Origin of the sequence: Chenggangzhangella methanolivorans, from assembly GCF_042648545.1 — a bacterium.
GTDB classification, from domain to species: Bacteria; Pseudomonadota; Alphaproteobacteria; order Rhizobiales; family Methylopilaceae; genus Methylopila; species Methylopila methanolivorans.
Genome location: NZ_JBHRXS010000006.1, coordinates 1,158,308 through 1,178,080, shown reverse-complemented (window position 1 = coordinate 1,178,080; position 19,773 = coordinate 1,158,308). Strand labels below are relative to the sequence as shown.

21 protein-coding genes are annotated in these 19,773 nt (G+C 67.7%); 14 read left to right on the top strand and 7 right to left on the bottom strand.

The window, feature by feature from the left end:
• The first annotated feature begins 59 nt into the window (after nucleotides 1-59).
• From ACFOWB_RS17095 to ACFOWB_RS17075, 5 genes are all read left to right on the top strand, one after another.
• Nucleotides 60-464 (top strand): c-type cytochrome, encoded by a 405-nt coding sequence (locus ACFOWB_RS17095; RefSeq protein ID WP_261403341.1) that lies wholly within the window; start codon nucleotides 60-62, stop codon nucleotides 462-464.
• Nucleotides 465-516: 52 nt separating this feature from the next.
• Nucleotides 517-1,485, top strand: coding sequence for a quinoprotein relay system zinc metallohydrolase 2 (locus ACFOWB_RS17090; RefSeq protein ID WP_378148467.1), 969 nt, complete (start codon nucleotides 517-519; stop codon nucleotides 1,483-1,485).
• A 313-nt stretch (nucleotides 1,486-1,798) separates the two neighbouring features.
• Nucleotides 1,799-3,607 (top strand): lanthanide-dependent methanol dehydrogenase XoxF5, encoded by a 1,809-nt coding sequence (xoxF5, locus tag ACFOWB_RS17085; RefSeq protein ID WP_378148465.1) that lies wholly within the window; start codon nucleotides 1,799-1,801, stop codon nucleotides 3,605-3,607.
• 325 nt (nucleotides 3,608-3,932) lie between these two features.
• Nucleotides 3,933-4,802 carry a substrate-binding domain-containing protein gene (locus tag ACFOWB_RS17080; protein WP_261403339.1) on the top strand — a complete coding sequence of 290 codons (870 nt, stop codon included), beginning with the start codon at nucleotides 3,933-3,935 and terminating at the stop codon, nucleotides 4,800-4,802.
• Nucleotides 4,799-5,416 carry a PQQ-dependent catabolism-associated CXXCW motif protein gene (locus ACFOWB_RS17075; RefSeq protein ID WP_378148462.1) on the top strand — a complete coding sequence of 206 codons (618 nt, stop codon included), beginning with the start codon at nucleotides 4,799-4,801 and terminating at the stop codon, nucleotides 5,414-5,416. Before ACFOWB_RS17080 ends, ACFOWB_RS17075 begins: the two co-directional genes overlap by 4 nt.
• 6 nt (nucleotides 5,417-5,422) lie before the next feature.
• On the opposite strand, the gene ACFOWB_RS17070 is transcribed toward ACFOWB_RS17075, so the two are convergent.
• The 6 genes from ACFOWB_RS17070 to ACFOWB_RS17045 all read right to left on the bottom strand — a co-directional run bounded on the left by ACFOWB_RS17070 (nucleotide 5,423) and on the right by ACFOWB_RS17045 (nucleotide 11,440).
• Nucleotides 5,423-6,400, bottom strand: coding sequence for a tripartite tricarboxylate transporter substrate-binding protein (locus ACFOWB_RS17070; protein ID WP_261403338.1), 978 nt, complete (start codon nucleotides 6,398-6,400; stop codon nucleotides 5,423-5,425).
• Nucleotides 6,397-7,269 carry a hypothetical protein gene (locus ACFOWB_RS17065; RefSeq protein ID WP_378148460.1) on the bottom strand — a complete coding sequence of 291 codons (873 nt, stop codon included), beginning with the start codon at nucleotides 7,267-7,269 and terminating at the stop codon, nucleotides 6,397-6,399. Before ACFOWB_RS17065 ends, ACFOWB_RS17070 begins: the two co-directional genes overlap by 4 nt.
• 96 nt (nucleotides 7,270-7,365) lie before the next feature.
• Complete coding sequence (locus ACFOWB_RS17060; RefSeq protein WP_261405856.1) at nucleotides 7,366-8,157, bottom strand: ABC transporter permease; 792 nt, start codon at nucleotides 8,155-8,157, stop codon at nucleotides 7,366-7,368.
• An 80-nt stretch (nucleotides 8,158-8,237) separates the two neighbouring features.
• On the bottom strand, nucleotides 8,238-9,023 hold the full coding sequence (locus ACFOWB_RS17055) for an ABC transporter ATP-binding protein (RefSeq protein WP_378148457.1): 786 nt from the start codon (nucleotides 9,021-9,023) through the stop codon (nucleotides 8,238-8,240).
• A 90-nt stretch (nucleotides 9,024-9,113) separates the two neighbouring features.
• The gene (locus ACFOWB_RS17050; protein WP_378148455.1) at nucleotides 9,114-10,115 is read right to left on the bottom strand and encodes a YVTN family beta-propeller repeat protein; all 1,002 of its coding nucleotides are present in this window, start codon (nucleotides 10,113-10,115) and stop codon (nucleotides 9,114-9,116) included.
• Nucleotides 10,116-10,180: 65 nt separating this feature from the next.
• A complete protein-coding gene (locus ACFOWB_RS17045; RefSeq protein ID WP_378148453.1) occupies nucleotides 10,181-11,440 on the bottom strand; it encodes an ABC transporter substrate-binding protein in 1,260 nt (419 codons plus the stop codon).
• A 341-nt stretch (nucleotides 11,441-11,781) separates the two neighbouring features.
• On the opposite strand from ACFOWB_RS17045, the gene ACFOWB_RS17040 reads away from it, so the two are divergent.
• The 4 genes from ACFOWB_RS17040 to ACFOWB_RS17025 are packed head-to-tail and all read left to right on the top strand — an operon-like array spanning nucleotide 11,782 to nucleotide 14,789.
• Nucleotides 11,782-12,309: a DUF3280 domain-containing protein gene (locus ACFOWB_RS17040; RefSeq protein WP_261403334.1), complete on the top strand. Its 528-nt coding sequence runs from the start codon at nucleotides 11,782-11,784 to the stop codon at nucleotides 12,307-12,309.
• Nucleotides 12,306-13,301: an ABC transporter substrate-binding protein gene (locus ACFOWB_RS17035; protein WP_378148450.1), complete on the top strand. Its 996-nt coding sequence runs from the start codon at nucleotides 12,306-12,308 to the stop codon at nucleotides 13,299-13,301. The genes ACFOWB_RS17040 and ACFOWB_RS17035 overlap by 4 nt, the downstream gene beginning before the upstream one ends.
• Before the next feature lie 7 nt (nucleotides 13,302-13,308).
• Nucleotides 13,309-14,076, top strand: a complete 768-nt coding sequence (locus tag ACFOWB_RS17030) for an ABC transporter permease (RefSeq protein ID WP_378148448.1) — start codon at nucleotides 13,309-13,311, stop codon at nucleotides 14,074-14,076.
• Nucleotides 14,073-14,789: an ABC transporter ATP-binding protein gene (locus ACFOWB_RS17025; protein WP_378148446.1), complete on the top strand. Its 717-nt coding sequence runs from the start codon at nucleotides 14,073-14,075 to the stop codon at nucleotides 14,787-14,789. Before ACFOWB_RS17030 ends, ACFOWB_RS17025 begins: the two co-directional genes overlap by 4 nt.
• Before the next feature lie 385 nt (nucleotides 14,790-15,174).
• Here ACFOWB_RS17025 and fae read toward each other — a convergent pair whose 3' ends face one another.
• The gene (gene fae / locus ACFOWB_RS17020) at nucleotides 15,175-15,687 is read right to left on the bottom strand and encodes a formaldehyde-activating enzyme (protein WP_378148444.1); all 513 of its coding nucleotides are present in this window, start codon (nucleotides 15,685-15,687) and stop codon (nucleotides 15,175-15,177) included.
• Between the two features lie 373 nt (nucleotides 15,688-16,060).
• On the opposite strand from fae, the gene ACFOWB_RS17015 reads away from it, so the two are divergent.
• From ACFOWB_RS17015 to ACFOWB_RS16995, 5 genes are all read left to right on the top strand, one after another.
• Entirely contained in the window at nucleotides 16,061-16,276 is a 216-nt protein-coding gene (locus ACFOWB_RS17015; RefSeq protein WP_261403332.1) for a hypothetical protein, read from the top strand.
• 264 nt (nucleotides 16,277-16,540) lie between these two features.
• Nucleotides 16,541-16,975 carry a hypothetical protein gene (locus ACFOWB_RS17010; RefSeq protein WP_261403331.1) on the top strand — a complete coding sequence of 145 codons (435 nt, stop codon included), beginning with the start codon at nucleotides 16,541-16,543 and terminating at the stop codon, nucleotides 16,973-16,975.
• Complete coding sequence (locus ACFOWB_RS17005; protein WP_261403330.1) at nucleotides 16,972-17,235, top strand: histidine kinase; 264 nt, start codon at nucleotides 16,972-16,974, stop codon at nucleotides 17,233-17,235. Before ACFOWB_RS17010 ends, ACFOWB_RS17005 begins: the two co-directional genes overlap by 4 nt.
• Before the next feature lie 70 nt (nucleotides 17,236-17,305).
• Entirely contained in the window at nucleotides 17,306-18,991 is a 1,686-nt protein-coding gene (locus ACFOWB_RS17000) for a sensor histidine kinase (RefSeq protein WP_378148441.1), read from the top strand.
• Nucleotides 18,988-19,671 carry a response regulator transcription factor gene (locus ACFOWB_RS16995; RefSeq protein ID WP_261403328.1) on the top strand — a complete coding sequence of 228 codons (684 nt, stop codon included), beginning with the start codon at nucleotides 18,988-18,990 and terminating at the stop codon, nucleotides 19,669-19,671. The genes ACFOWB_RS17000 and ACFOWB_RS16995 overlap by 4 nt, the downstream gene beginning before the upstream one ends.
• The last annotated feature ends 102 nt before the right edge of the window (nucleotides 19,672-19,773 follow it).

Genomic DNA, 19,773 nt, shown 5'->3' with positions numbered 1-19,773 from the left:
ATTCCGGGTCGCCCTTCATCCGCCGCGCGCAATCGCGGCCTTCCCCCGGAGCGACGCTCGTGACCCATCGACTGATCCTGAGCGCCGTCGCGCTCGCCGCCATTGCGCTCGCGCCGGGCGCCGCCTCCGCCCAGGACGCCGCCGCCGGCGAGAAGGTTTTCAAGCGCTGCGCCGCCTGCCATGCGGTCGGGCCGTCGGCCGCCAACAAGGCGGGCCCGGAGCTCAACGGCCTCGTCGGCCGCAAGATCGCGGGCGTCGCTGACTATTCGAGCTACAGCGACGCGCTCAAGGCCTTCGGCGAGGGCAAGACGTGGGACGAGGCGACGCTCGACAAATGGTTCGAGAGCCCCAAGACGCTCGTGGACGGCACCAGCATGGCGTTCGCCGGCCTGAAGAAGGAGGACGACCGCAAGAACCTGATCGCCTATCTCGCCGGGTTCGACGAAAGCGGCGCGAGCAAGTAAGTCTCCTTACCAGTAGGTCGGCCGCCAAGAGCCGGCCCGACGGGAGACGACCATGCCTCAAGACCTTCTGACGCGCGCGCGGCCGGGAGCGGCGGCGGCCGTCGCCGCGCTGTGCGCAAGTCTCGTCGCCGGCGCGCCTGCAGAGGCCGCGCCGGCGGTCGAGCCGTTGCCGACCACCGAGATCGCCCCGGGCGTGTTCGTCTATCAGGCGCCGTTCCAGCTCTTGGCGCCCGGCAATCAGGGCGCGATCGCCAATGTCGGCTTCGTGGTCGGGCGGGAAGGAGTCGCGGTGATCGACACCGGCAACACGCCCGAGGCCGGCGCGCGGCTGCTCGCGGCCGTGAAGGCCCGCACCGACCTGCCGGTGCGCTACGTCGTGAACACCCACATGCATCCCGACCACGCGCTCGGCGACTCGGCCTTCAGGGCGACCGGCGCCAAGTTCGTGGCGCACGCCAAATTCGCGCGGGCGCTCACGGCGCGCGCCCAGTCCTATGTCGACGCGGCCAAGCGCCAGGCCGGCGACGCGCTCGCGCCGACGCTCGACGACATCGTGAAGCCGGACATCGAGGTCGCCGACAGGCTGACGCTCGATCTCGGCGGCCGCGCGCTCGAGTTCGAGGCGGAGCCGACCGCGCACACCGACAACGACCTCACCGTGCGCGACGTCCAGACCGACACCTGGTTTCTCGGCGATCTCCTGTTCATGACGCATCTTCCGAGCGTCGACGGCTCGTTCGAGGGATGGGTGAAGCTGATGGCCAGGCTTAGGGAGCGCAAAGCGGCGCGGGTGGTGCCGGGCCACGGTCCCGTGTCCGCCGGATGGCCGGCGGCGCTCGAGCCGCAGCAGCGATACTTCGACAGGCTCAGGACCGACGTCGAGGCGCTGCTCGACAAGGGGGTGGACCTGGCGACGGCGTCGCGGACCGCGGGACTGTCCGAACGGGAGGCCTGGGCGCTGTTCGACGAATTCAACGCCCGCAACGCAATAGCGGTTTATCGAGAACTGGAATGGAGATAACGCGACGCAATATAATAAGTGAGCAAGTGCAGCAAAATCATAATAACGCTCTTATATCTTAAAGTCCTGTTGCACCCCCAAACGAAGCGGTCTACGTTCCGCCCAGTCTTCCGCTGCTACGCAGGGGTCTCTAGGGATCAACGCGGTTCGTAGGATTGCCGATACGGGGTCGTCCAACGCGACGATGGGTTGCCGGCAAAGCCGTGACACGAGGCTGAAGGCGCAAGTCCAACAATAAACGAGATCCGTCTCTCAGAAGGGCAACGCTCACGAGAGACTGACTAAGGACTGCGTGAAAGAGGGAGAATAACGAATGCGCAAAGTCGCAATCGCGGCAGGCCTGATGGTCTCCGCCGCCGTGGTGCTGCCGGCCTTCGCCAACGACAGCGTTACGGAAATCACCAAGGACCCCAAGCAGTGGGGCATCCAGACCGGCGACTACGCCAACCAGCGCTACTCCAAGCTGGACGAGATCAACGCCTCCAACGTCAAGAAGCTTCAGGTCGCCTGGACCTTCTCGACCGGCGTTCTTCGCGGCCATGAAGGCGCGCCGCTCGTCATCGGCAACATGATGTACGTGCACACGCCGTTCCCGAACAACGTGTTCGCGCTGAACCTCGACGAAGGCGGCAAGATCGTCTGGAAATACGAGCCGAAGCAGGATCCGAGCGTCATCCCGGTGATGTGCTGCGACACCGTTAACCGCGGTCTCGCTTACGCCGACAACACGATCTTCCTGCACCAGGCCGACACGACGGTCGTGGCGCTCGACGCCAAGACCGGCCAGAAGAAGTGGTCGGTCGTCAACGGCGACCCGAAGAAGGGCGAGACCAACACTGCGACCGTTCTTCCGGTCAAGGACAAGGTCATCGTCGGCATCTCGGGCGCTGAATTCGGCGTGCGCAGCCACATCACCGCCTACAACATCGCCGACGGCAAGCTTGCTTGGCGCGGTTACTCGGTCGGCCCGGACGAAGAGATGCTCATCGACCCGGAGAAGACCACCGAACTCGGCAAGCCGGTCGGCAAGGACTCCTCGCTGAAGACCTGGCAGGGCGATCAGTGGAAGATCGGCGGCGGCTCCACTTGGGGCTGGTACTCCTACGATCCCAAGCTCAACCTGATGTACTACGGCACGGGCAACCCCTCGACCTGGAACCCCAAGCAGCGCCCGGGCGACAACAAGTGGTCGATGACCATCTTCGCCCGCGACGTCGACACGGGTAAGGCCAAGTGGGTCTACCAGATGACCCCGCATGACGAGTGGGACTTCGACGGCATCAACGAGATGATCCTCACGGAGCAGACCGTTGACGGCAAGAAGCAGCCGCTCCTCACGCACTTCGACCGTAACGGCTTCGGCTACACGCTGAACCGCGAGACGGGCGCCCTGCTCGTGGCCGAGAAGTACGATCCGGTCGTGAACTGGGCCACCAAGGTCGACATGGACAAGGACAGCAAGACCTACGGTCGTCCGCTGGTCGTGGCCAAGTACTCGACCGAGCAGAACGGCGAGGACGTGAACTCGCAGGGCATCTGCCCGGCGGCGCTCGGCACCAAGGACCAGCAGCCTGCGGCTTACTCGCCGGAGACCGAGCTGTTCTACGTGCCGACCAACCACGTCTGCATGGACTACGAGCCGTTCCGCGTCTCCTACACCGCCGGTCAGCCCTATGTCGGCGCGACCCTGTCGATGTACCCGGCCCCCAACAGCCATGGCGGCATGGGCAACTTCATCGCCTGGGACGGCAAGAAGGGTAAGATCGTCTGGTCGAACAAGGAGCAGTTCTCGGTGTGGTCGGGCGCTCTCGCGACCGCCGGCGGCATCGTGTTCTACGGCACGCTCGAAGGCTACCTGAAGGCCGTCGACGCCAAGTCGGGCAAGGAACTCTACAAGTTCAAGACCCCGTCGGGCATCATCGGCAACGTCATGACCTACGAGCACAAGGGCAAGCAGTACGTCGCGGTGCTCTCGGGCGTCGGTGGCTGGGCGGGCATCGGCCTTGCGGCCGGCCTGACCAACTCCACCGACGGCCTCGGCGCGGTCGGCGGCTATGCGGCCCTGTCGCAGTACACCGCTCTCGGCGGCCAGCTCACCGTCTTCACGCTGCCGACCAACTAAGTCGACAGCGACATAAGGGGCGCGGTTCTTCGGAACCGCGCCTCCGCCTTCAGCCCGGCTCTCCGATCTTCGGAAGCCGGGCTTTTTTCATGAGCCGCCGCGACGGCCCGACGCGTCCCCCGCCTCGATCTCCTCTCCACGATCGGCTCGGAATTGACGGCGGACGTCCTATATACTGACGCGATCGCAGAGCCGTTTGCGCGTCCTGTAACGACGCGCCGGCCCGGCCGCGGCGAGACGGCGCCAAAACACGCCGCGCCGCGACGTCTAATAAGAAAAGCCCGCCAAGCCGGCCGAACCGGCGCGGGCGACCGGAAGGGTGGACATGACCAAATCCCCGATCACCGACATGCCGAACGGCGCAGCCGCACGTCGCCTTGCAGGGTTCGCCGCCGCGCTGGCGCTTGCCGCAGGACTTGCGAGCCCGGCCGGGGCCCAGACCTCCGACCTCGTCAATCGCGCGACGCTGCGCGTCTGCGCGGACCCCGCCGACATGCCGCTCTCGAACGAAAAGGGCGAGGGTTACGAGAACAAGATCGCGGAGCTGCTCGCCAAGGATCTCGGCGTGCCGCTCGCCTACACCTGGTTCCCGCAGGCGACGGGCTTCTACCGGATGACGCTCGGCATCAAGCGCTGCGACGTGGTGCTCGGGGTGAGCCAGGGCGCCGACCCGTATCTCAACACCAACGCCTTCATGCGCACGACCTCGATCATCGTGACCAAGAAGGGCGGAGAGCTCGACGGCGTGGACCAGCTGTCCGATCCGAAGCTTCAGGGCAAGCGCGTGGGCGTTACGGCAGGCACGCCGGCCGCCAGCCACCTCATTCGCAACGGCCTCATGGCCCGGGCCAAGCCGTACAGCCTGACGGTCGACCGTCGATACGAATCGCCGGTCGAGCAGATGCTGAAGGACGTCGAGTCCGGCGACGTCGACGCCGCGATCATCTGGGGTCCGCTCGGCGGCTATTACGTCAAGCAGTCGTCGGCCCTTTCGTCCATTCCGCTCGTGAAGGAGAAGGGACAGCCGCCGATGATCTACCGGATGACCTTCGGCGTGCGGCCTGGCGAAGACAACTGGAAGCATAGGCTGAACGAGTTCATCTCCAAGCATCAGGCCGATATTGACAAGATCCTGTCGGACTACGGCGTTCCGCTGGTCGACGAGCAGGACAACGTCAAGCAGGCGGCGAAATGAACAGGCGGCGGTGGCGCGGCGCTCTCGCCGCCGCCGCGCTCGCGGCCGCCGGCGCGGCGGTCGCTCCCGCCGCGCCGCTTCAGGCCGCCGGGCCTGCCATGGAGGATCCGGTCGAGGGCGCGGCGCCGTCCGAGCCGTCGGGCTACCGGATGGACGACTACCGCACCCCGACGCCGCTGACGCTCAGCGGCGCGCGGTCGATCGACACCAAATCAGCGGAAGCGCTGTGGCGCGCGAAAAGCGCGGTGTTTCTCGACACGATGCCGCGTGACCGTCACCCGCCGAACCTGCCGCCCGGCACGGTGTGGCGCGACAAGCCGCGCGAAGACATTCCGGGCAGCGTCTGGCTGGCCAATGTCGGCTACGGCGCGCTCGTCCCAGAGACGGAGGCGTATTTTCGCGACGCGCTGACGGCCCTGTCCGGCGGCGACAAGGCGAAGCCCTTGCTGTTCTACTGTCGCGCCGCCTGCTGGATGTCCTGGAACGCGGCCAAGCGCGCCATGGAGTGGGGATACACAGACGTCATCTGGTATTCGGCGGGAACGGACGGCTGGGGCGAGGCGGGACTGCCGCTCGAGCGCGCGACGCCCTATGCGCTCTCGCCGACGCAGTGACGGGGCTTAGATGGCGCCGCCTTCCGTGAGCAGGCGCGTCACCTGCGCGGCCTCCTCGGCGATGAAGCGCTCGAACGCGTCTTCCTCGTCGTAGAGGTTCGCCCAGAAGCGCTGGTCGAGCATCTGCAGCCAGCCTGGATAGCGCGAGACCCTCAGCATCGCCTCGCCGAAACGGTCAATCAGCGCCGAGCTGACCGCTCCGCGGGAAACGAGGCCGCGCCAGTTCAACATGGCGAGGTCCACCCCCTGCTCGCGCAGCGTGGGAATGTCGATGTCCGGCGTCCGGTCGGGCGAGGCGAGCGCGAGCGCCCGCAGCGTTCCGCCGCGGATCTGGGACGCGAATTCGAGAAGCGCTCCCGTCGCGACCGGCGTCTCGCCCTTCAGCGCCCAGAAGGCGACGCGCGCCGCCGTGTCTGCAGCGCGGTAGGAGAGCCGCTTCGGATCCGCGCCGGCCGCCTTGGTGAGCCGAAGCGCCAGCTGGTGATCGGCGCTGCCGAGCGGGCGCCCCGCCCATCGCACGGCTGCGGGGTCGCGGGCGATCGCGGCCATCAGGTCATCGAGGGTGCGATAGGGCGAGTCCGCCCGGACCACGATCGGCTGACGTTCGCCGATCAGCCGCGCGACGGGCCGGAACTGCCGCAGCCGACCGGCCGCGCCCGCAATCGTGAGCGCCCCGACGGCCGAGAGGCTGAGCACCATCAGCGACGCGCGCGGACGCTTGCCGTCGAGAAACTCCGCCGCGGCGTCCGGCGTGCGGGGCACGTCGATCGCCATCGCGCGAGGCAGAAGCTGCGTCACGCCGAACCCTTCGGCGACCGCGCGTGCGAGCTGGTCGTCGCCGTCGCCCGGTTGTCCGGCCGCGATGATCTCGAGGCCGACAGTCTGGGCCGCCGCCGACCCGCCCGCCAGGCCCGCGATGGCCGCGGCGCCGAGGCCGGAAGCTACGACGCGCCTGTCGGGGCCCCAAGCAGTCTTGGTCGTCATTGAGCCGTCGTCAGATTCGCCTGGATCTCGCGTCCGAGGTCGAAGGCGCGCTGTTCAAGAATGACGGGGCTTTCGCACACATAGGTGAGCTGCTGCTGGCGCTCGTCATAGATGCGCGTGTCCCAGTCGAGCGTCTGCTGCTGCTGCAGGGCCTCGGGCGTGTTCTGCGAAGCCATGTCCTTCTGCGTGTCGGCGATCTTGATGCTCTCGGTCTTGATCTTCTCCGACAAGGATCTCTGCTTGCGCGAATAGCGCTCGATGCCGTTCACGATCTGCGAGCGCTGGGCGTTGATCTCTGTGAAGATCCCTGCGAACAGCATGGACAGCTTCTCGTCGCGCTTGTCGCCCGCGGCTTTGGCGAATTTGGCGATCATCGCCTTGGCGTCGTCCATCTTGGTGCGGCGGGCGACGAGATCGTCGACGATCTCGCTCACGTCGCCGTCGGCGCTCCAGCTTTCCAGCGCCTTTTCGAGCGGCGGGCCGCCCCACATCTGCCCGTAGGACATCTCCGCGACCTTGACCTGGACGCACGGCCAGTCCGGATCGATCGTATGGGCGGCGCGCTGTTGTCCCGGCTGCTGGGCGCGCGGCGTGTCGCGCGGCGGCAGCGGGGTTTTGGGCCCGGCGGCGTCCTGGCCGGGCTGAGGCGCGCGCGGCGTGTCGCGGGGGGGCAGGGCCGTCTTCGGCTTCGGGGCGTCGCTCGGGCTGTTGGGCCCCGCGGGCTGGGGCGCAAGCACGGGCGTGTCGGCGCTCAAGCCGCCTTGTCCGGCGCCGCCCTGCGCGAAGGCGGGGAATGCAAGGAGCGACGCCGCGAGCGCGGCGGCGCATGCCTGCGAGCGGGTCGGGCGGTTCGCCTTCGGCGTCGTCATTGGGCGGTCTCCCGGGTCATCGCGGCCTTCGCCTCGCGCCATATGAGCGAGGGGCCGTCTTGGAACGTTCTTATAGGCGGCGCAGGCGACGTCGTCTCATTTGGCGGCGTCGGGACCGCCGCGGCGGGCGGTGAGGCCCGTCGAGGGATCGTAGGCGAAGACGGCCGCGATCAGAAACACGAGCGAGCAGCCGACGACGACGGCGAGCGCGGTCCATTCGACCTGGCCGTAGAGCGCGAAGCGGATCAGCTCGACCGCGTGCGTGAAGGGATTGTAGCTGCAGATGGCGTAGAGCAGCTCGCTCGACTGCTGCACCCGCCACAGCGGATAGAGCGCCGACGAGGCGAAGAACATCGGGAAGATCACGAAGTTCATCACGCTCGCGAAATTCTCGAGCTGCTTGAACACCGAACTCATCGCAAGGCCCATCGCGCCGAGCATGAAGCCGGTGACGATGAGCGCCGGCAGCACGTAGAGGTAGCCCATCGGATCGTCGGGCCGCACCTCCCAGAACCAGGCCACCAGCAGGAAAGCGTAGACCTGGAGCAGCGAGACCGCGATGCCGGCCACGAGCTTGGAGACGAGCAGGAACCAGCGCGGATAGGGGCTCACCAGCAGAATGCGCATGGCGCCGACCTCGCGGTCGTAGACCATCGAGAGCGAGGACTGCAGCCCGTTGAAGAGCTGGATCATCGCCATCAGGCCGGGCGCGATGTAGACCTCATAGAGGATGTAGGTCTCGTAAGGCGGGATGATCGAGACGCCGAGCGTCGCGCGGAAGCCGGCCGCGAAGATGAAGAGCCAGACGAGCGGGCGAACGAGCGCCGACAGGAAGCGGCCGCGCTGGTGCAGGAAGCGCAGGCCCTCGCGCCAGACGATGCCCGACATCACGACCAGATAGCCGCCGAACGTCACCTCGCGGCCATGCGAAAGGGGGGCAGGCGCGCGGGGCAGGTCGGACACGGCGCTCATGCGGAAGCCTTTTGAGCCGGCGGGGCTTCGCCGACGATCGTCATGAAGGCCTGGCCGACGTCGTCGGTCTTGGCCCGCGCGCAGAGCTCCTGCGGCGAGCCCGTGCCCATGACCTTGCCCTGATGGAGCACGACGACGCGGTCGGCGGCCGCGATCTCGTCGGTGAGGTGAGTGGCCCAGAGGACGCCGATCCCGTCCTCGCGGATGAGCCGGCGCACTTCTTCGGTGAGGGTGCGGCGCGAGCCGATGTCGAGGCCGGTGGTCGGCTCGTCGAGCAGCAGGAAAGCGGGCCCATGCAGCAGCGCCCGGGCGATCTCGACGCGCCGCATCTGGCCGCCGGAGAGCGCGCGGACCTTGTCCTTCGCGCGATCCGACAGGCCGACGCGGGCGAGCGCGGCCTCGGCGCGCGTCCTCGCCTCCGAGCGGCCGATGCCGTGAAGCGCCGCGTGATAGAGCAGATTCTGGAAGACCGAGAGCTCCAGATCGAGCGTGCGCGCCTGGAACACGACGCCGAGCCGCGACAGCGCCTTGGCGGGCTCGCGGCGCACGTCCGCGCCGAGCACGCGGATCGAGCCGCTCGTGTTGTTGTAGAGCCGGGTGATCAGCGAGAACAGCGTGGTCTTGCCGGCTCCGTTCTGGCCGACGAGCGCGGTGAAGGCGCCGGCCGGCGCTTCGAGCGAGACGCCCGAAAGCGCCGTCTTCGAGCCGAAGGAATGCGTCACTCCCGCCACGCTGAGAGCGGGCGTCGAACCGGCGTCGTCTGCTTCTGGATCGGTGGCCAAAGAGGCTGTCCTAAGCGTTCATGCGCTGCGGCCCCCGGGAGAGGGGGCCGCTCACGAACTATCTAAAGCGTCGGGCGTCCACGTCGAGCGTCAGGGGATCGCGACGACGCCCCACGGGCCGCGGCCGACCGCGATCGACTTGACCACCTTGTCGTTGGCGACGTCGATGACCGAGATGTCGTTCGAGTTGCCGTTGGTCGTGTAGAGGAACTTCTCGTCCGGCGAGAAGCCGAGCTGCCAGACGCGCTGTCCGACCAGCAGGTATCTCTTGATCTCGGCGGTCTTCACGTCGACCACCGCGACGCGGTTGGCGGGCCCGAGCGCGATGAAGGCCGTCGAGCCGTCCTTGGTGATGCGCACGCCGACCGGCTGGATCGCCTCCGGCGTGACGCCGGGGATCTCGAAGTTCAGTTTCTTGGTTATCTGGTGGGTCGCGACGTCGATGATCGAGACCGTGCCGCCGACCTCGGCCGAGACCCAGACCTGCTTGCCGTCCGGCGTGAACTCCGCGACGCGCGGACGGGTGTCGACCAGCACGTTCTCGACGATCTGGCGCGTCTCGGTGTTGATGAAATGCGCCATGCTGGTGGTTTCGGAGGTGTTCACCAGGATCTTGCCGTCGGGGCTGATGCCCATGCCTTCCGGCTCGACGCCCACCGGGATCTCGCTCAGCACCTGGTTGGTCTTGGTGTCGACGATCGTGACGAGCGCGTCGTCCTCGTTGGCGATGTAAAGCGGATTGCCCGAAGGGTGGAGCACGAAGAGCTCGGGGTCGGGGCCCGAGGGCAGGGTCTTGATCAGCTTCAAGGTGTTGGGATCGTAGACCTCGACGCGGTTGTCGTCGCTCGCGCAGATGTAGATCAGCTTGTTGTCGGGGCTGACGGTCAGGCCGCGGGGGCGCCGCCCGGTCTTCACCGTCTCCAGCACCTTGAGCGTGTCGCTGTCCACCACCGTCATGGTGTGGTCGCGCTCGTTGGTGACGAAGATCTTGCCGGCGTTCGCGGGCCCCGCGAAGCCGACCAGCGTCGCGAGCGCGCCCGCGGCGACGAGCGCCGTCACGCTGGCGCGGGCGGGGAAGAGGCGAGTGGTCATCGGTTGCGTCTCCTGAGCGCGGCGCCGCCTTCTCGTTGAGGCGTCGGGGCGGGCGGCCTGCGGGGTCACTGCGAGGGGAACTTGCATTCGCTCTCGGGCTTGTCGAAGCCGAGCGTGTCGAGCGGGTTGGTCTGGTGGAGGAAGGCGGCGTTCGGCGAGGCCGCGACCATCGCGGCCGGCGAGGACAGCACGATCGGCTGGCGCAGCTGATGGTCCCAAGGTCGATAGGAGAAGGCGCCGCCTTTGAAGCCGGCGAGCTGGAAGTTCGGCCCGAAGATGAACTCGCGGAGCTTGCCGACGTCGTTCGAGCGGATGCGCGCCGAGGCTTCGCCGATGGTGCGCATCGCGAGCCACATCTGGAAGTCGAGCGGGCGCATGCCGCGCTTGGACTGGCGGGCGAAGCGGTTTTGGATCTGCTCGGCGCCCCAGCCGGTCACGGTGACGTTCCAGGTCGTGGGGGTCAGGCCCTGGGTGCCGGCGGTCGGGCGCGGATCCCAGCTGCGATAGCCGATGAGCGGGCCGAACTCGCCCAGTTCGTCGGCGAGCACAATGACGTCGTAGGACACCCCTTGCGTGAACACCGGGATGATGTCGTTGCCGGTCTCGCGCGCGTCCGGACCGAAATTCCAGGTGCGCTCCTCGACGATCTTGCCGCCGAACTTCTTCGCGGAGCGCTTCACGGCGTCGGCGTAGAGCCGGTCCTCCGCGCGGCGGCCGGTGAGCAGCAGCCAGCTGTTCCAGCGCTTCGACACGAGATACTGCGCGAGCGCGTCGGTCAGCATCGCGCGGCTCGGCGCGGTGTGGAGAATGTCGAAGCGGCAGTCCTTCGCCCGCAGCCTGTCGTCGGACGCGCCGGCGTTGAACAGGATGACGTCCTTGCCCTTCACGGCGTCGGCCATCTTGAGGAGCGCGTCCGGCGGAACCGCGACGATGATGAACTTGGCGCCCGAGTCGAGGATCCGCTGGAACGCCGGCATCGGGTCCTCGCCGTCCGGCACCAGCTCCTGTGCGGCGATCTTGAAGTCCTGCTTGAGGAAGCGCCCGGTCGTGTTGTTGTCCGTGATCCCGAGAGCCGCGCCGGCGATCCCGTCATCTTCCGGCGAGGTCGTCAGGATGTTGTTCCACCACGGCGGATCCGGCGGGAACTGGCGGAGCACGCCGAAGCTGAGCTCCATCGGGGCGGGGGCGTTCTTCGGAGCCGGACCCGGGGCGGCCGGCGGCGAGGCCTCCTGCGACGAAGCCGGGGAGGGGACGACGGACACGAGGCAGGCGGCGGCGAGCAAGCCGGCCGCGCAAGACGCGAAACTCGATCGACCACGCTTCACTTCGCGACGCTCCGCGCCAGCTTCGCCTGTCCCGGCATGCGAGATCCTCCGTCGGCTCTTTGCGGCCGTGGTCGCGAGACGACAGATCCTCGCAGACAGCCGCAACGTGGCGGCGCGGCGGGATCCGTCAAGCCCGCTCTTGGTCAACCGCATGGCGGCGGACGCCGCCGAATTCATAGCGCCGCTCAAGCGAAAGCAATGGATAAAAAAATAATAAGTTCTGACGATTGCTTGAAGGTCCTATGTCGGATTGCAAAATCTTCCTCGATATGCGTGGTGAGTACCGTCGCACGGCTCGCGCACGCCGATAAGAATAAGACTGCGACTTAGGGAGACGACTGATGCGCAACTGGCGAGAAGCTGCGTTGGCGACCGCCACCGTCGCGATGTTCTCGGGTGGTCACGCGGTGGCCGCGCCCGCGAAGGCGGCTGTGTTTCCGTTCGAATTCATCGACTCCAGCCAGGAAGGCGAGTCGAACGGCCCCCGGCAGGACGAGACCGACCGCGTGAAGCGGGTCGCCGAGCAGGTCGCGGAGTTCCTGCGCAAGGGTTCGATCGACGTGGTCGACGCGACGCCCGCGCAGGCGGGGCTCAAGGACGTGAAGTCGCTGAAGGACTGCATTCCCTGCGCGACGAAGGCCGCGGGCGCGGTCGGCGCGGATCTCGTGGTCGTCGGCCACATCCAGAAGGTCTCGAACCTCATTCTCAACATCAACGTCCAGATCGTCGACGTGAAGACCGGCAAGACGGTGCGCGGCGGCAGCGCGGACATCCGCGGCAACACGCAGGAGACGTGGGACCACGGGACCAAGTATCTGATGACCCGCAACATCCTGAAAGATCCGATGCCGGAGGCGGGCGCGCTATGAGCTGTCGCATCACCCGCCGGGACGCACTCGCGGGAGCCGCCGCGCTTGCGGCCGCCGCGGCGTTCGCTCCGACGGCCGCGCGCGCCGATCGCACGCTGAAGATCGCCTCGCTCAAGTTCGGCACGGTCAACTGGCTGCTCGACACCATCAAGGCCGAGGCCGAGGCGAAGGGCGCGCCTGCGCCGTTCGAGCGCATCGACCTCGCCTCCACCCAGGCGCTCACCGTCGCGCTGCAGGCTGGGCAGGCGGACCTCACCGTCAGCGACTGGCCGTGGGCCATGCGTCGCCGGATCGAGGGCGAGACGTTCCGCTTCGCGCCCTATTCCTCCGCGCTCGGCGCGCTGATGGTGACGAAGGACTCGCCGATCCAGAAGCTCGCGGACCTCAAGGGCAAGAAGATCGGCGTCGCTGGCGGCCCGATCGACAAGAGCTGGCTGCTGTTCCGCGCCTACGCCCACAAGGAGGTCGACGGCGACATCGCCACCATGGCGGAGCCGGTGTTCGGGGCCCCGCCGCTGCTTTCGGAGCAGCTGAGGCTCGGACGCATCGACGCGGCGCTGACGTTCTGGAACTTCGCCGCGCGCCTCGACGCCGAAGGATATCGCCGGCTCGTCGACGTCGCGGAGGTGATGCGCAAGCTCGGCCTCGAGCCGCCGCCGCCGCTCGTCGGCTTCGTGTGGCGCGAGCAACTGTTCGAAACAGCGGGGCCGGCGCTCGAGGGCTTCTTCGAGGCGGTCGCGGCCGCGAACGAAACGCTGAGAACCTCGGACGAGGCCTGGGCCCGGCTCAAGCCCAGCATGCAGGTGAAGTCCGACGCCGAGTTCCAGCGGCTGCGCGACTATTTCCGCGCCGGAATCCCGGGCCCCTGGGACGCCGCGCAAGCCGCGTCCTCCCAAAAGCTCTACGGCCTCTTGTCCGATCTCGGCGGCGCCGAGTTCGTCGGACCCAATCCGCGGTTCGACCCGGGCCTGTTCTGGTCGCCCAGGGTGTAAAGCGTCGATGGGAGCAGGGGCGTTGGGGGTTGCGTCGCGGCTTGGATGGTGGGCGGTTTCGCTCGCCGGTTTCCTGGCCGTTTGGTGGGCCGCGGCGTTGTTCTACGCAGATCCGAAGCTGCTTCCGACGCCCCCGCTGGTGGTCGACGCGCTGATCGCCGCGGCCAAGACCGGCGAGCTGTTCTCGAACCTCGGCATCACGCTCGCCCGCGTCGCCGCGAGCTTCCTGCTCGCCATGACCATCGGCTCGGCGCTCGGCATCTTCATGGGGCTGTCGAAGACCGCCGACCGGCTGCTCGGGCCGTGGGTGGTGCTGTTCCTGAACCTGCCGGCGCTCGTCATCATCATGCTCTGCTACGTCTGGTTCGGGCTGATCGAGGCGGCGGCGGTGGCGGCGGTCGCGATCAACAAGATCCCGAACGTCGCGGTGACGCTCCGCGAGGGCGCCGCGGCCCTTAGCCGCGACCTCGCCGAGATGGCCGCGATCTACCGTTTCAGCCGCTGGAAGACCCTTCGCCACGTCATTCTGCCGCAGCTTGCGCCTTACTTCGCCGCCGCCGCCCGGTCGGGCCTCGCGCTCGTCTGGAAGATCGTGCTCGTGGTGGAGCTGCTCGGGCGGCCGAACGGCGTCGGATTCGAACTCCAGACCGCCTTCCAACTCTGGGACGTGGCGACGATTCTCGCTTACGCGCTCGCCTTCGGCTTCATCGTCCAGGCGATCGAGCTCGGCATCATCCAGCCCTGGGAGCATGCGGCCAACAGGTGGCGGCGATGACCGGCGTCACGCTCGAGATCGCCGCCAAGACCTTTCCGGCGGCCCATGGCGCGCCCGAGCGGGCGCTCTATCGCGATTTCCGGCTCGACGTCGCCGACCGATCCTTCGTGGCGCTGCTGGGGCCGTCGGGGCTCGGCAAGACCACGCTGCTCAACATGCTCGCGGGCGTCGACCGCGATTTCCGCGGGCGCGTCGCGTTCACGGCCAAGGAGCCGCGGATCGGCTACGCGTTCCAGAGCCCGCGCCTGCTGCCATGGCGCACCGTCCTCGACAATGTGACGCTGCCGCTGCCCGCCGGCGCCGAGCAGCGCGAGCGCGCGAAGACGGTGCTCGCCGAGATGGGCCTTTCGGACGCCCACAACGTCTTTCCCGAGCGCCTGTCGCTCGGCATGCAGCGCCGCGTCGCGCTCGCCCGCGCCTTCGCGCTGGAGCCCGACCTGCTACTCATGGACGAGCCGTTCGTGTCGCTCGACGAGGCGACGGCCGAGCGGCTGCGCGATCTTCTCGCCGATTTGATCGCTCGCCGGCCGACGACCGTGCTCTTCGTGACCCATGACAGCCGCGAGGCGGTGCGGCTCGCCGACCGCGTGGTGGTGCTCGGCGGCCCCCCGGTGAGAATCGAGCGTGACGTGCGCGTGGAGCTGAGCGCCGAAAACCGTCGCCGCGCCGACGACGTCGACCGCTTCCGGGGCGAACTGCTGCAAGCTGGCTAAAGGCCGGTCGGAACCCGGGTATTGAGGAAAGGGCGCTCTGCCTCCCCGGGATAGGGGAGGGTGGGGCGTGGGGCGTTTCCCAACAGAGCCCAGCACCCAGACTGGCGATGACGCCGCTTCCGCGAAGCGCAGCGTCATCCGCCGAGCGCCATACTGAGGTCGACCCCGCCCTTACCCTCCTCTGTCCCAGGGGAGGGAGGCGGAAGACGCCGCGCCTCGACAATCATGGGCGGCGCGCCTTCGGCGCCCCACAAAGGTAAGGGCCCGAAGCTTGCGCTTCGGGCCCTCGCCGACAGTCTTACTTACCGAATAAGATGGCGGCCAACCGCTGGAGCAGCCCTGGAGGCTTCGCTGCAGGGGCGTTCTGTCCAGAGTGGTTTCCGCTCTACGCGTTCGCGGCGAAGGGGTGCTTGGCGGTCGCGGACTGAGCCACGACGTCCTTGGCCTTCGGCTCGCCGGCGATGGCGCGGGCGATGGCTTCCTTCGTCGCCTGGTAGTTGTATTCCTGGATCTTGGCGTCGTCGGCCGCTTCCCAGTGAATGAACACGCCGACCGAGATGAACAGGTCGTCGGCTTCGTCCTCGGGGATCACGCCTTCGGCGACCGAATCGACGACCGCCTTGGCGACGCCGTACTGGGCCGGGCCGAACATCTGGACGGCCTGGCGGGCGTCCTTGATGGTGACCTTGTTGAACAGGATCGTGTTCGGCTTGGCGAGCAGGTTCGGCGCCACGACCGCGAGAAGCGAGGTGAAGCCGTCCTTGTTGTTGGTCAGCGCGTTGACGAAGGCCGATTCAGCCGTCGACCCGCGCGGGCCGATGATGAGGTCGATGTGGGCGACTTCGTTGCCGTCGCCGACAAGCGATTCGCCGATGAGGGTCTTGGTGATCTTCGCCATAAAAGAAGCATCCTCCCAGGTTGGTCCGTGGTGTCGCCGCCAGCGCTGGGGGAGCGCCGCTCGGCCGATGCCCGTATCTATCGTCGCGTCAGCGTTCGGTTAGGGAGCCCGAACCGGTTGGCCGGATAGCGCTGTGCTTGGACATGCGGGCGCACACTAGTCGCGACCCGCTTCGCATCGCAAGCGCTTCTTAGGGCGCAAAACCGTCGCGGGCCAGAGCGAGTGCGTCTTTGCTGCAACGCGCTCCGGTTGTTGACGCGACGCACCATATTCCTGTTGCGACGCACCATCATGAGCGTATCCTCATCTTCGAGCCTCCAGCGATGGGGCGCGGAGGCCGATGGGCGCCGCGCGCGCCTGAAAGGAGCAGCTCATGAACCTCGTATTGCTCGTGTGCCTCGCCGCGTCTCCGGAAACCTGCCGCGAGGAGCGGCTGCTGGTCGGCTACGATCTCGCCGACGCGCGCAGCTGCATGATGGGGTCGGTTCCGATCATTGCCGAATGGGCCGACGCCCATCCCGAATGGCAGATCTCGCGCTGGAAGTGCGGGTCCGACGCCAATGCTCGATTGACGCGAAACTACAACTAACGTCAAAGATATCCCGCCGAGAATGCAATCATAAGAAAAGAATAAATTAGAAGATCATAGACGCGAAAGTTCCGAGTATCTATTCTTGCCGGAGTCGGACCGGAGCCGCGCAACGTCGCGCGGGGAACGTCGGCGGACCGGGATCGCACGTTCGACGCGCGGTCCCCGTCGGCGTCGGGGCCGACGAATTCCGGCGACGCGCTTCAGTCCGACGTCAGGCAAAGAGATCCGAAAGAGGTCTCGAACCACGGGAGACGCGTTGAGATGTTTCGATATTTCGTCAGGGCCGCGATGCTGGGCGCAGCCGCGCTGGTCGCGCTGCCAGCGGCCGCGGTCGACCTCGCCAAAGGCCGCCAGACGCTGCCCGACCTCGTCTTCGGCAACGATCAGGGCGACGACTACGCGGTCAGCCAGAAGGACTTCGAACTCGAGTCCGGTAAAGCCTACCAGCTCGACATCGTGTCGAAGGGAGGCAAGGAATACAAATTCTTCTCACCTGAATTCTTCCGGCACATCTGGATCAACCAGATCGTGATCAATCATCTTGAGATCCACGGTCCGGGGTCTCCGCATCATCTCGAATGGGACGACGCCGGCGCGATCCGGCTTGAGTTCGTGGTGATCCGTCCGGGCGAGTTCAAATGGTGGATCGACGGTCTCGAGTCGAAGGGCATGACCGGAAAGATCGTCGCGAAATGAGCGCCCGGACCCACAGCGCCCTGACGGGCCTCGCTTTGCTCGCCGCCCTCGCTCTTCCAGCGCCGGCCTTCGCCGACGACGCGGCCGACTGCGACGCCGGCATCGCCATGATCTCGTCCGAGGTCGCGAAAGAGCACCCCAAGGCTACCGCCGACGCGCTCAAGACCGCGCTGCGCGTCGCCAAGCGCGAGAAGGGCGAGAAGGAATACGACGAGTGCCTCGACGCCGTCGCCGACGCCAAGAAGGCGCTCGGACGATGACCTCCGCCGCCGCGCGCGACTGCCTTTCGGCGGCGTCCGCGGCGGCGCGCCGCGCGTCGGATGACGGCGCGTGAGCGCCTCGTCTCCGACGCCGGCCGTGACTGCGCGGCGACGGCTCGCGGCCGCGCGGTCATGGCTCCGGTCGCTGCGGGGCCGGCTGGCGGTGCTCGTGGCCTCCGTCGTCGTGACGACCGGCGCGGCGGCGGTGGTGTTGGCCTGGACGCTCTCGATCGCCAACCAGCACGTCGCGGCGCTCTCCTCCGCGCAGCGGCGGCTCGAGGATCTGTCGACCGCATCGAGCCGTGTCGGCGACTATGCGCTCGCCGCGCTCCAGACGACCGAATCCCACGAACTCCAGAGCGACCGCCTGTCGCTTCCGCGCAAGCGCATCCAGGAAGCCTTCGAGCGCTTCGGGCAGGACATCATCGAGGAGGTGAGGCGCCGCGGCGAGGAGGAGGCCTCCGCCATCGCCGCCTCTCGCGGACGGGCGCTGGCGCGGATGAAGAGCGATTTCGGCCTGCTCGACCGGCAGGTCATGCAGGCCATCCGCGAGGGGCGAGAACCGCGCGAGGGCGCGCAACAGGCCGCGGAGGAGAAGGTGCGCGCGTCGCTCGATCTGTTCGGCGGCGGCTTCGGACCGACGATCGCGCAGGCGATCGACAACGAACGCGTCGCCGCCCGCTCCGCCGACGCCGACATGGCGCGTCTGCGCTCGAAGCTCGCGCCGATGTCGACGCTCGCGCTCGGGATCGCGGCCCTGATCGCGTTCCTGCTCTATCGCTGGATCGTCAGCCCGCTGCTGTCTCGCATCTCGGAGGTGGCCGGCGCCGCGCGGGAGATCGCGCAGGGGCATACGGACGTGCGCCTCGCGGTGCGGGGACACGACGAGCTCGGCCTGCTCACCACGCGCTTCAACCGGATGGCGCTGCACCTGTCGCGGCGCGAGCGGCGGCTTCTGCTCGCCCAGTCGCGCCTGCAGGAGATCGTCGACGCCCGGACCGTCGAACTCAGGTCGGCGAACGAGCGGCTCTCCGACATCGACATCGCGCGCCGACGCTTCTTCACCGACGTCAGCCATGAACTCCGCACGCCGCTCACCGTCATCCTGGGAGAGGTGGACGTGACGCTGCGCGGTAAGCCCGCGAGCGAGGATCTCGCCCAGGCGCTCGTCACGATCCGCGCCCGTGCACGCCGCCTCCATCGCCGCGTCGAGGATCTCCTGCGCGTCGCCCGCTCCGAGAACGGCCAGCTCGATCTTGAATTCGAACCGGTCTCGCTCGTCGCCATCGTCGAGCAGGCGCGCGACGGAGTGAGCGCGGCGGCCAAGGCGCGGAGCGTCACGATCGTCGTCGAGCCGTCGACCGAGGATCCGGTCGTGGAGGCCGACGCCGAATGGCTGCGTCAGGTCGTCGAGGGGCTCGTGGCGAACGCCGTTCGGCACTCCTCCGGCGGGCACATCCGCCTTGCTGTCGGCTACGGTCCGGACGGCGCCGTCCTCAAGGTGTCGGACGACGGGGAGGGGATCCCCGAAGCCGACCTTCCGCACGTGTTCGAGCGCTTTTACCGCGGCGTTAGCGAGAAGGAGGGCTCGGGCTTCGGCATCGGGCTTGCGCTCGCGCGCTGGATCGTCGAACGCCACAACGGCGCGATCACGATCGACAGCCGCACCGCCGCGCCGGGGCGCAAGCCCGGCACGATCGTCACCATCACCTTGCCCTCGCTGACCCCGCGTCTCGCTATCGGAGCCGGCTCATGACCATTCTCATCGTTGAAGACGACGTCGACATCGGCTCCGTGCTGCGCCGGGGGTTCTCGGCCGAGTCCTACGAGGTCGAACTGGTGGGCGACGGCGAGCAGGCTCTGGCGGCGGCGACCGGCAAGCAGCTCTCCGCCATCATCCTCGACGTCATGCTTCCCGGACGGTCCGGCATCGAGGTCTGCAAGGCGCTGAGGGCGGCGGGCCAGACCGCGCCGATCATCATGCTGTCGGCGAAGTCGTCTGTGTCGGAGCGCACCGAAGGGCTGATGGCCGGCGCCGACGACTACATGGTCAAGCCCTTCGATTTCGAGGAGCTTCTGGCGCGCGTGCGGGTGCAGGAGCTCAAGCGCGAAAACAGCGGCGAGGACCAGCGCCACCTCATCGTGCCGCCGCTCGACCTCGACCTCGAGACCCGCAACGTCACGACCGACAAGGGCTCGGCTCGCCTCACCGAACGTGAGGTCGACCTGCTCGCCCTGCTGATGCGCCACGTCGGCGAGCCGCTCAGCCGGGCCGACATCTTCGCCGCCCTGTGGGCCGGCCACGGCGGCGCGTCGCTCAACGTCGTCGACGTCTATATCGGCTATCTGCGCCACAAGCTCGGCGAGGCGACGCCCGAAGGCGCGCGCCTGATCGTGACCGTTCGCGGCCGCGGTTTCATGTTCCAGTCGAGCTGACGCTGGCTTCGGCGAGGTCAGTCTAAAGGCGCGCGGCGAAGCGCCCCGCAGGCCAAAGCCTTGGCATGGCCTTATTGGGCGCTCCATAATGGCGGGACAGAA

Excerpts from the sequence above, each read along its gene's own strand:
- ACFOWB_RS17090 (WP_378148467.1), top strand. The coding sequence starts at position 517 with ATGCCTCAAGACCTTCTGACGCGCGCGCGGCCGGGAGCGGCGGCGGCC.
- xoxF5 (WP_378148465.1), top strand. The coding sequence starts at position 1,799 with ATGCGCAAAGTCGCAATCGCGGCAGGCCTGATGGTCTCCGCCGCCGTG.
- ACFOWB_RS17080 (WP_261403339.1), top strand. The coding sequence starts at position 3,933 with ATGACCAAATCCCCGATCACCGACATGCCGAACGGCGCAGCCGCACGT.
- ACFOWB_RS17075 (WP_378148462.1), top strand. The coding sequence starts at position 4,799 with ATGAACAGGCGGCGGTGGCGCGGCGCTCTCGCCGCCGCCGCGCTCGCG.
- ACFOWB_RS17070 (WP_261403338.1), bottom strand. The coding sequence starts at position 6,400 with ATGACGACCAAGACTGCTTGGGGCCCCGACAGGCGCGTCGTAGCTTCC.
- ACFOWB_RS17065 (WP_378148460.1), bottom strand. The coding sequence starts at position 7,269 with ATGACGACGCCGAAGGCGAACCGCCCGACCCGCTCGCAGGCATGCGCC.
- ACFOWB_RS17060 (WP_261405856.1), bottom strand. The coding sequence starts at position 8,157 with ATGTCGGGCATCGTCTGGCGCGAGGGCCTGCGCTTCCTGCACCAGCGC.
- ACFOWB_RS17050 (WP_378148455.1), bottom strand. The coding sequence starts at position 10,115 with ATGACCACTCGCCTCTTCCCCGCCCGCGCCAGCGTGACGGCGCTCGTC.
- ACFOWB_RS17040 (WP_261403334.1), top strand. The coding sequence starts at position 11,782 with ATGCGCAACTGGCGAGAAGCTGCGTTGGCGACCGCCACCGTCGCGATG.
- ACFOWB_RS17035 (WP_378148450.1), top strand. The coding sequence starts at position 12,306 with ATGAGCTGTCGCATCACCCGCCGGGACGCACTCGCGGGAGCCGCCGCG.
- ACFOWB_RS17030 (WP_378148448.1), top strand. The coding sequence starts at position 13,309 with ATGGGAGCAGGGGCGTTGGGGGTTGCGTCGCGGCTTGGATGGTGGGCG.
- ACFOWB_RS17025 (WP_378148446.1), top strand. The coding sequence starts at position 14,073 with ATGACCGGCGTCACGCTCGAGATCGCCGCCAAGACCTTTCCGGCGGCC.
- fae (WP_378148444.1), bottom strand. The coding sequence starts at position 15,687 with ATGGCGAAGATCACCAAGACCCTCATCGGCGAATCGCTTGTCGGCGAC.
- ACFOWB_RS17015 (WP_261403332.1), top strand. The coding sequence starts at position 16,061 with ATGAACCTCGTATTGCTCGTGTGCCTCGCCGCGTCTCCGGAAACCTGC.
- ACFOWB_RS17010 (WP_261403331.1), top strand. The coding sequence starts at position 16,541 with ATGTTTCGATATTTCGTCAGGGCCGCGATGCTGGGCGCAGCCGCGCTG.
- ACFOWB_RS17005 (WP_261403330.1), top strand. The coding sequence starts at position 16,972 with ATGAGCGCCCGGACCCACAGCGCCCTGACGGGCCTCGCTTTGCTCGCC.
- ACFOWB_RS16995 (WP_261403328.1), top strand. The coding sequence starts at position 18,988 with ATGACCATTCTCATCGTTGAAGACGACGTCGACATCGGCTCCGTGCTG.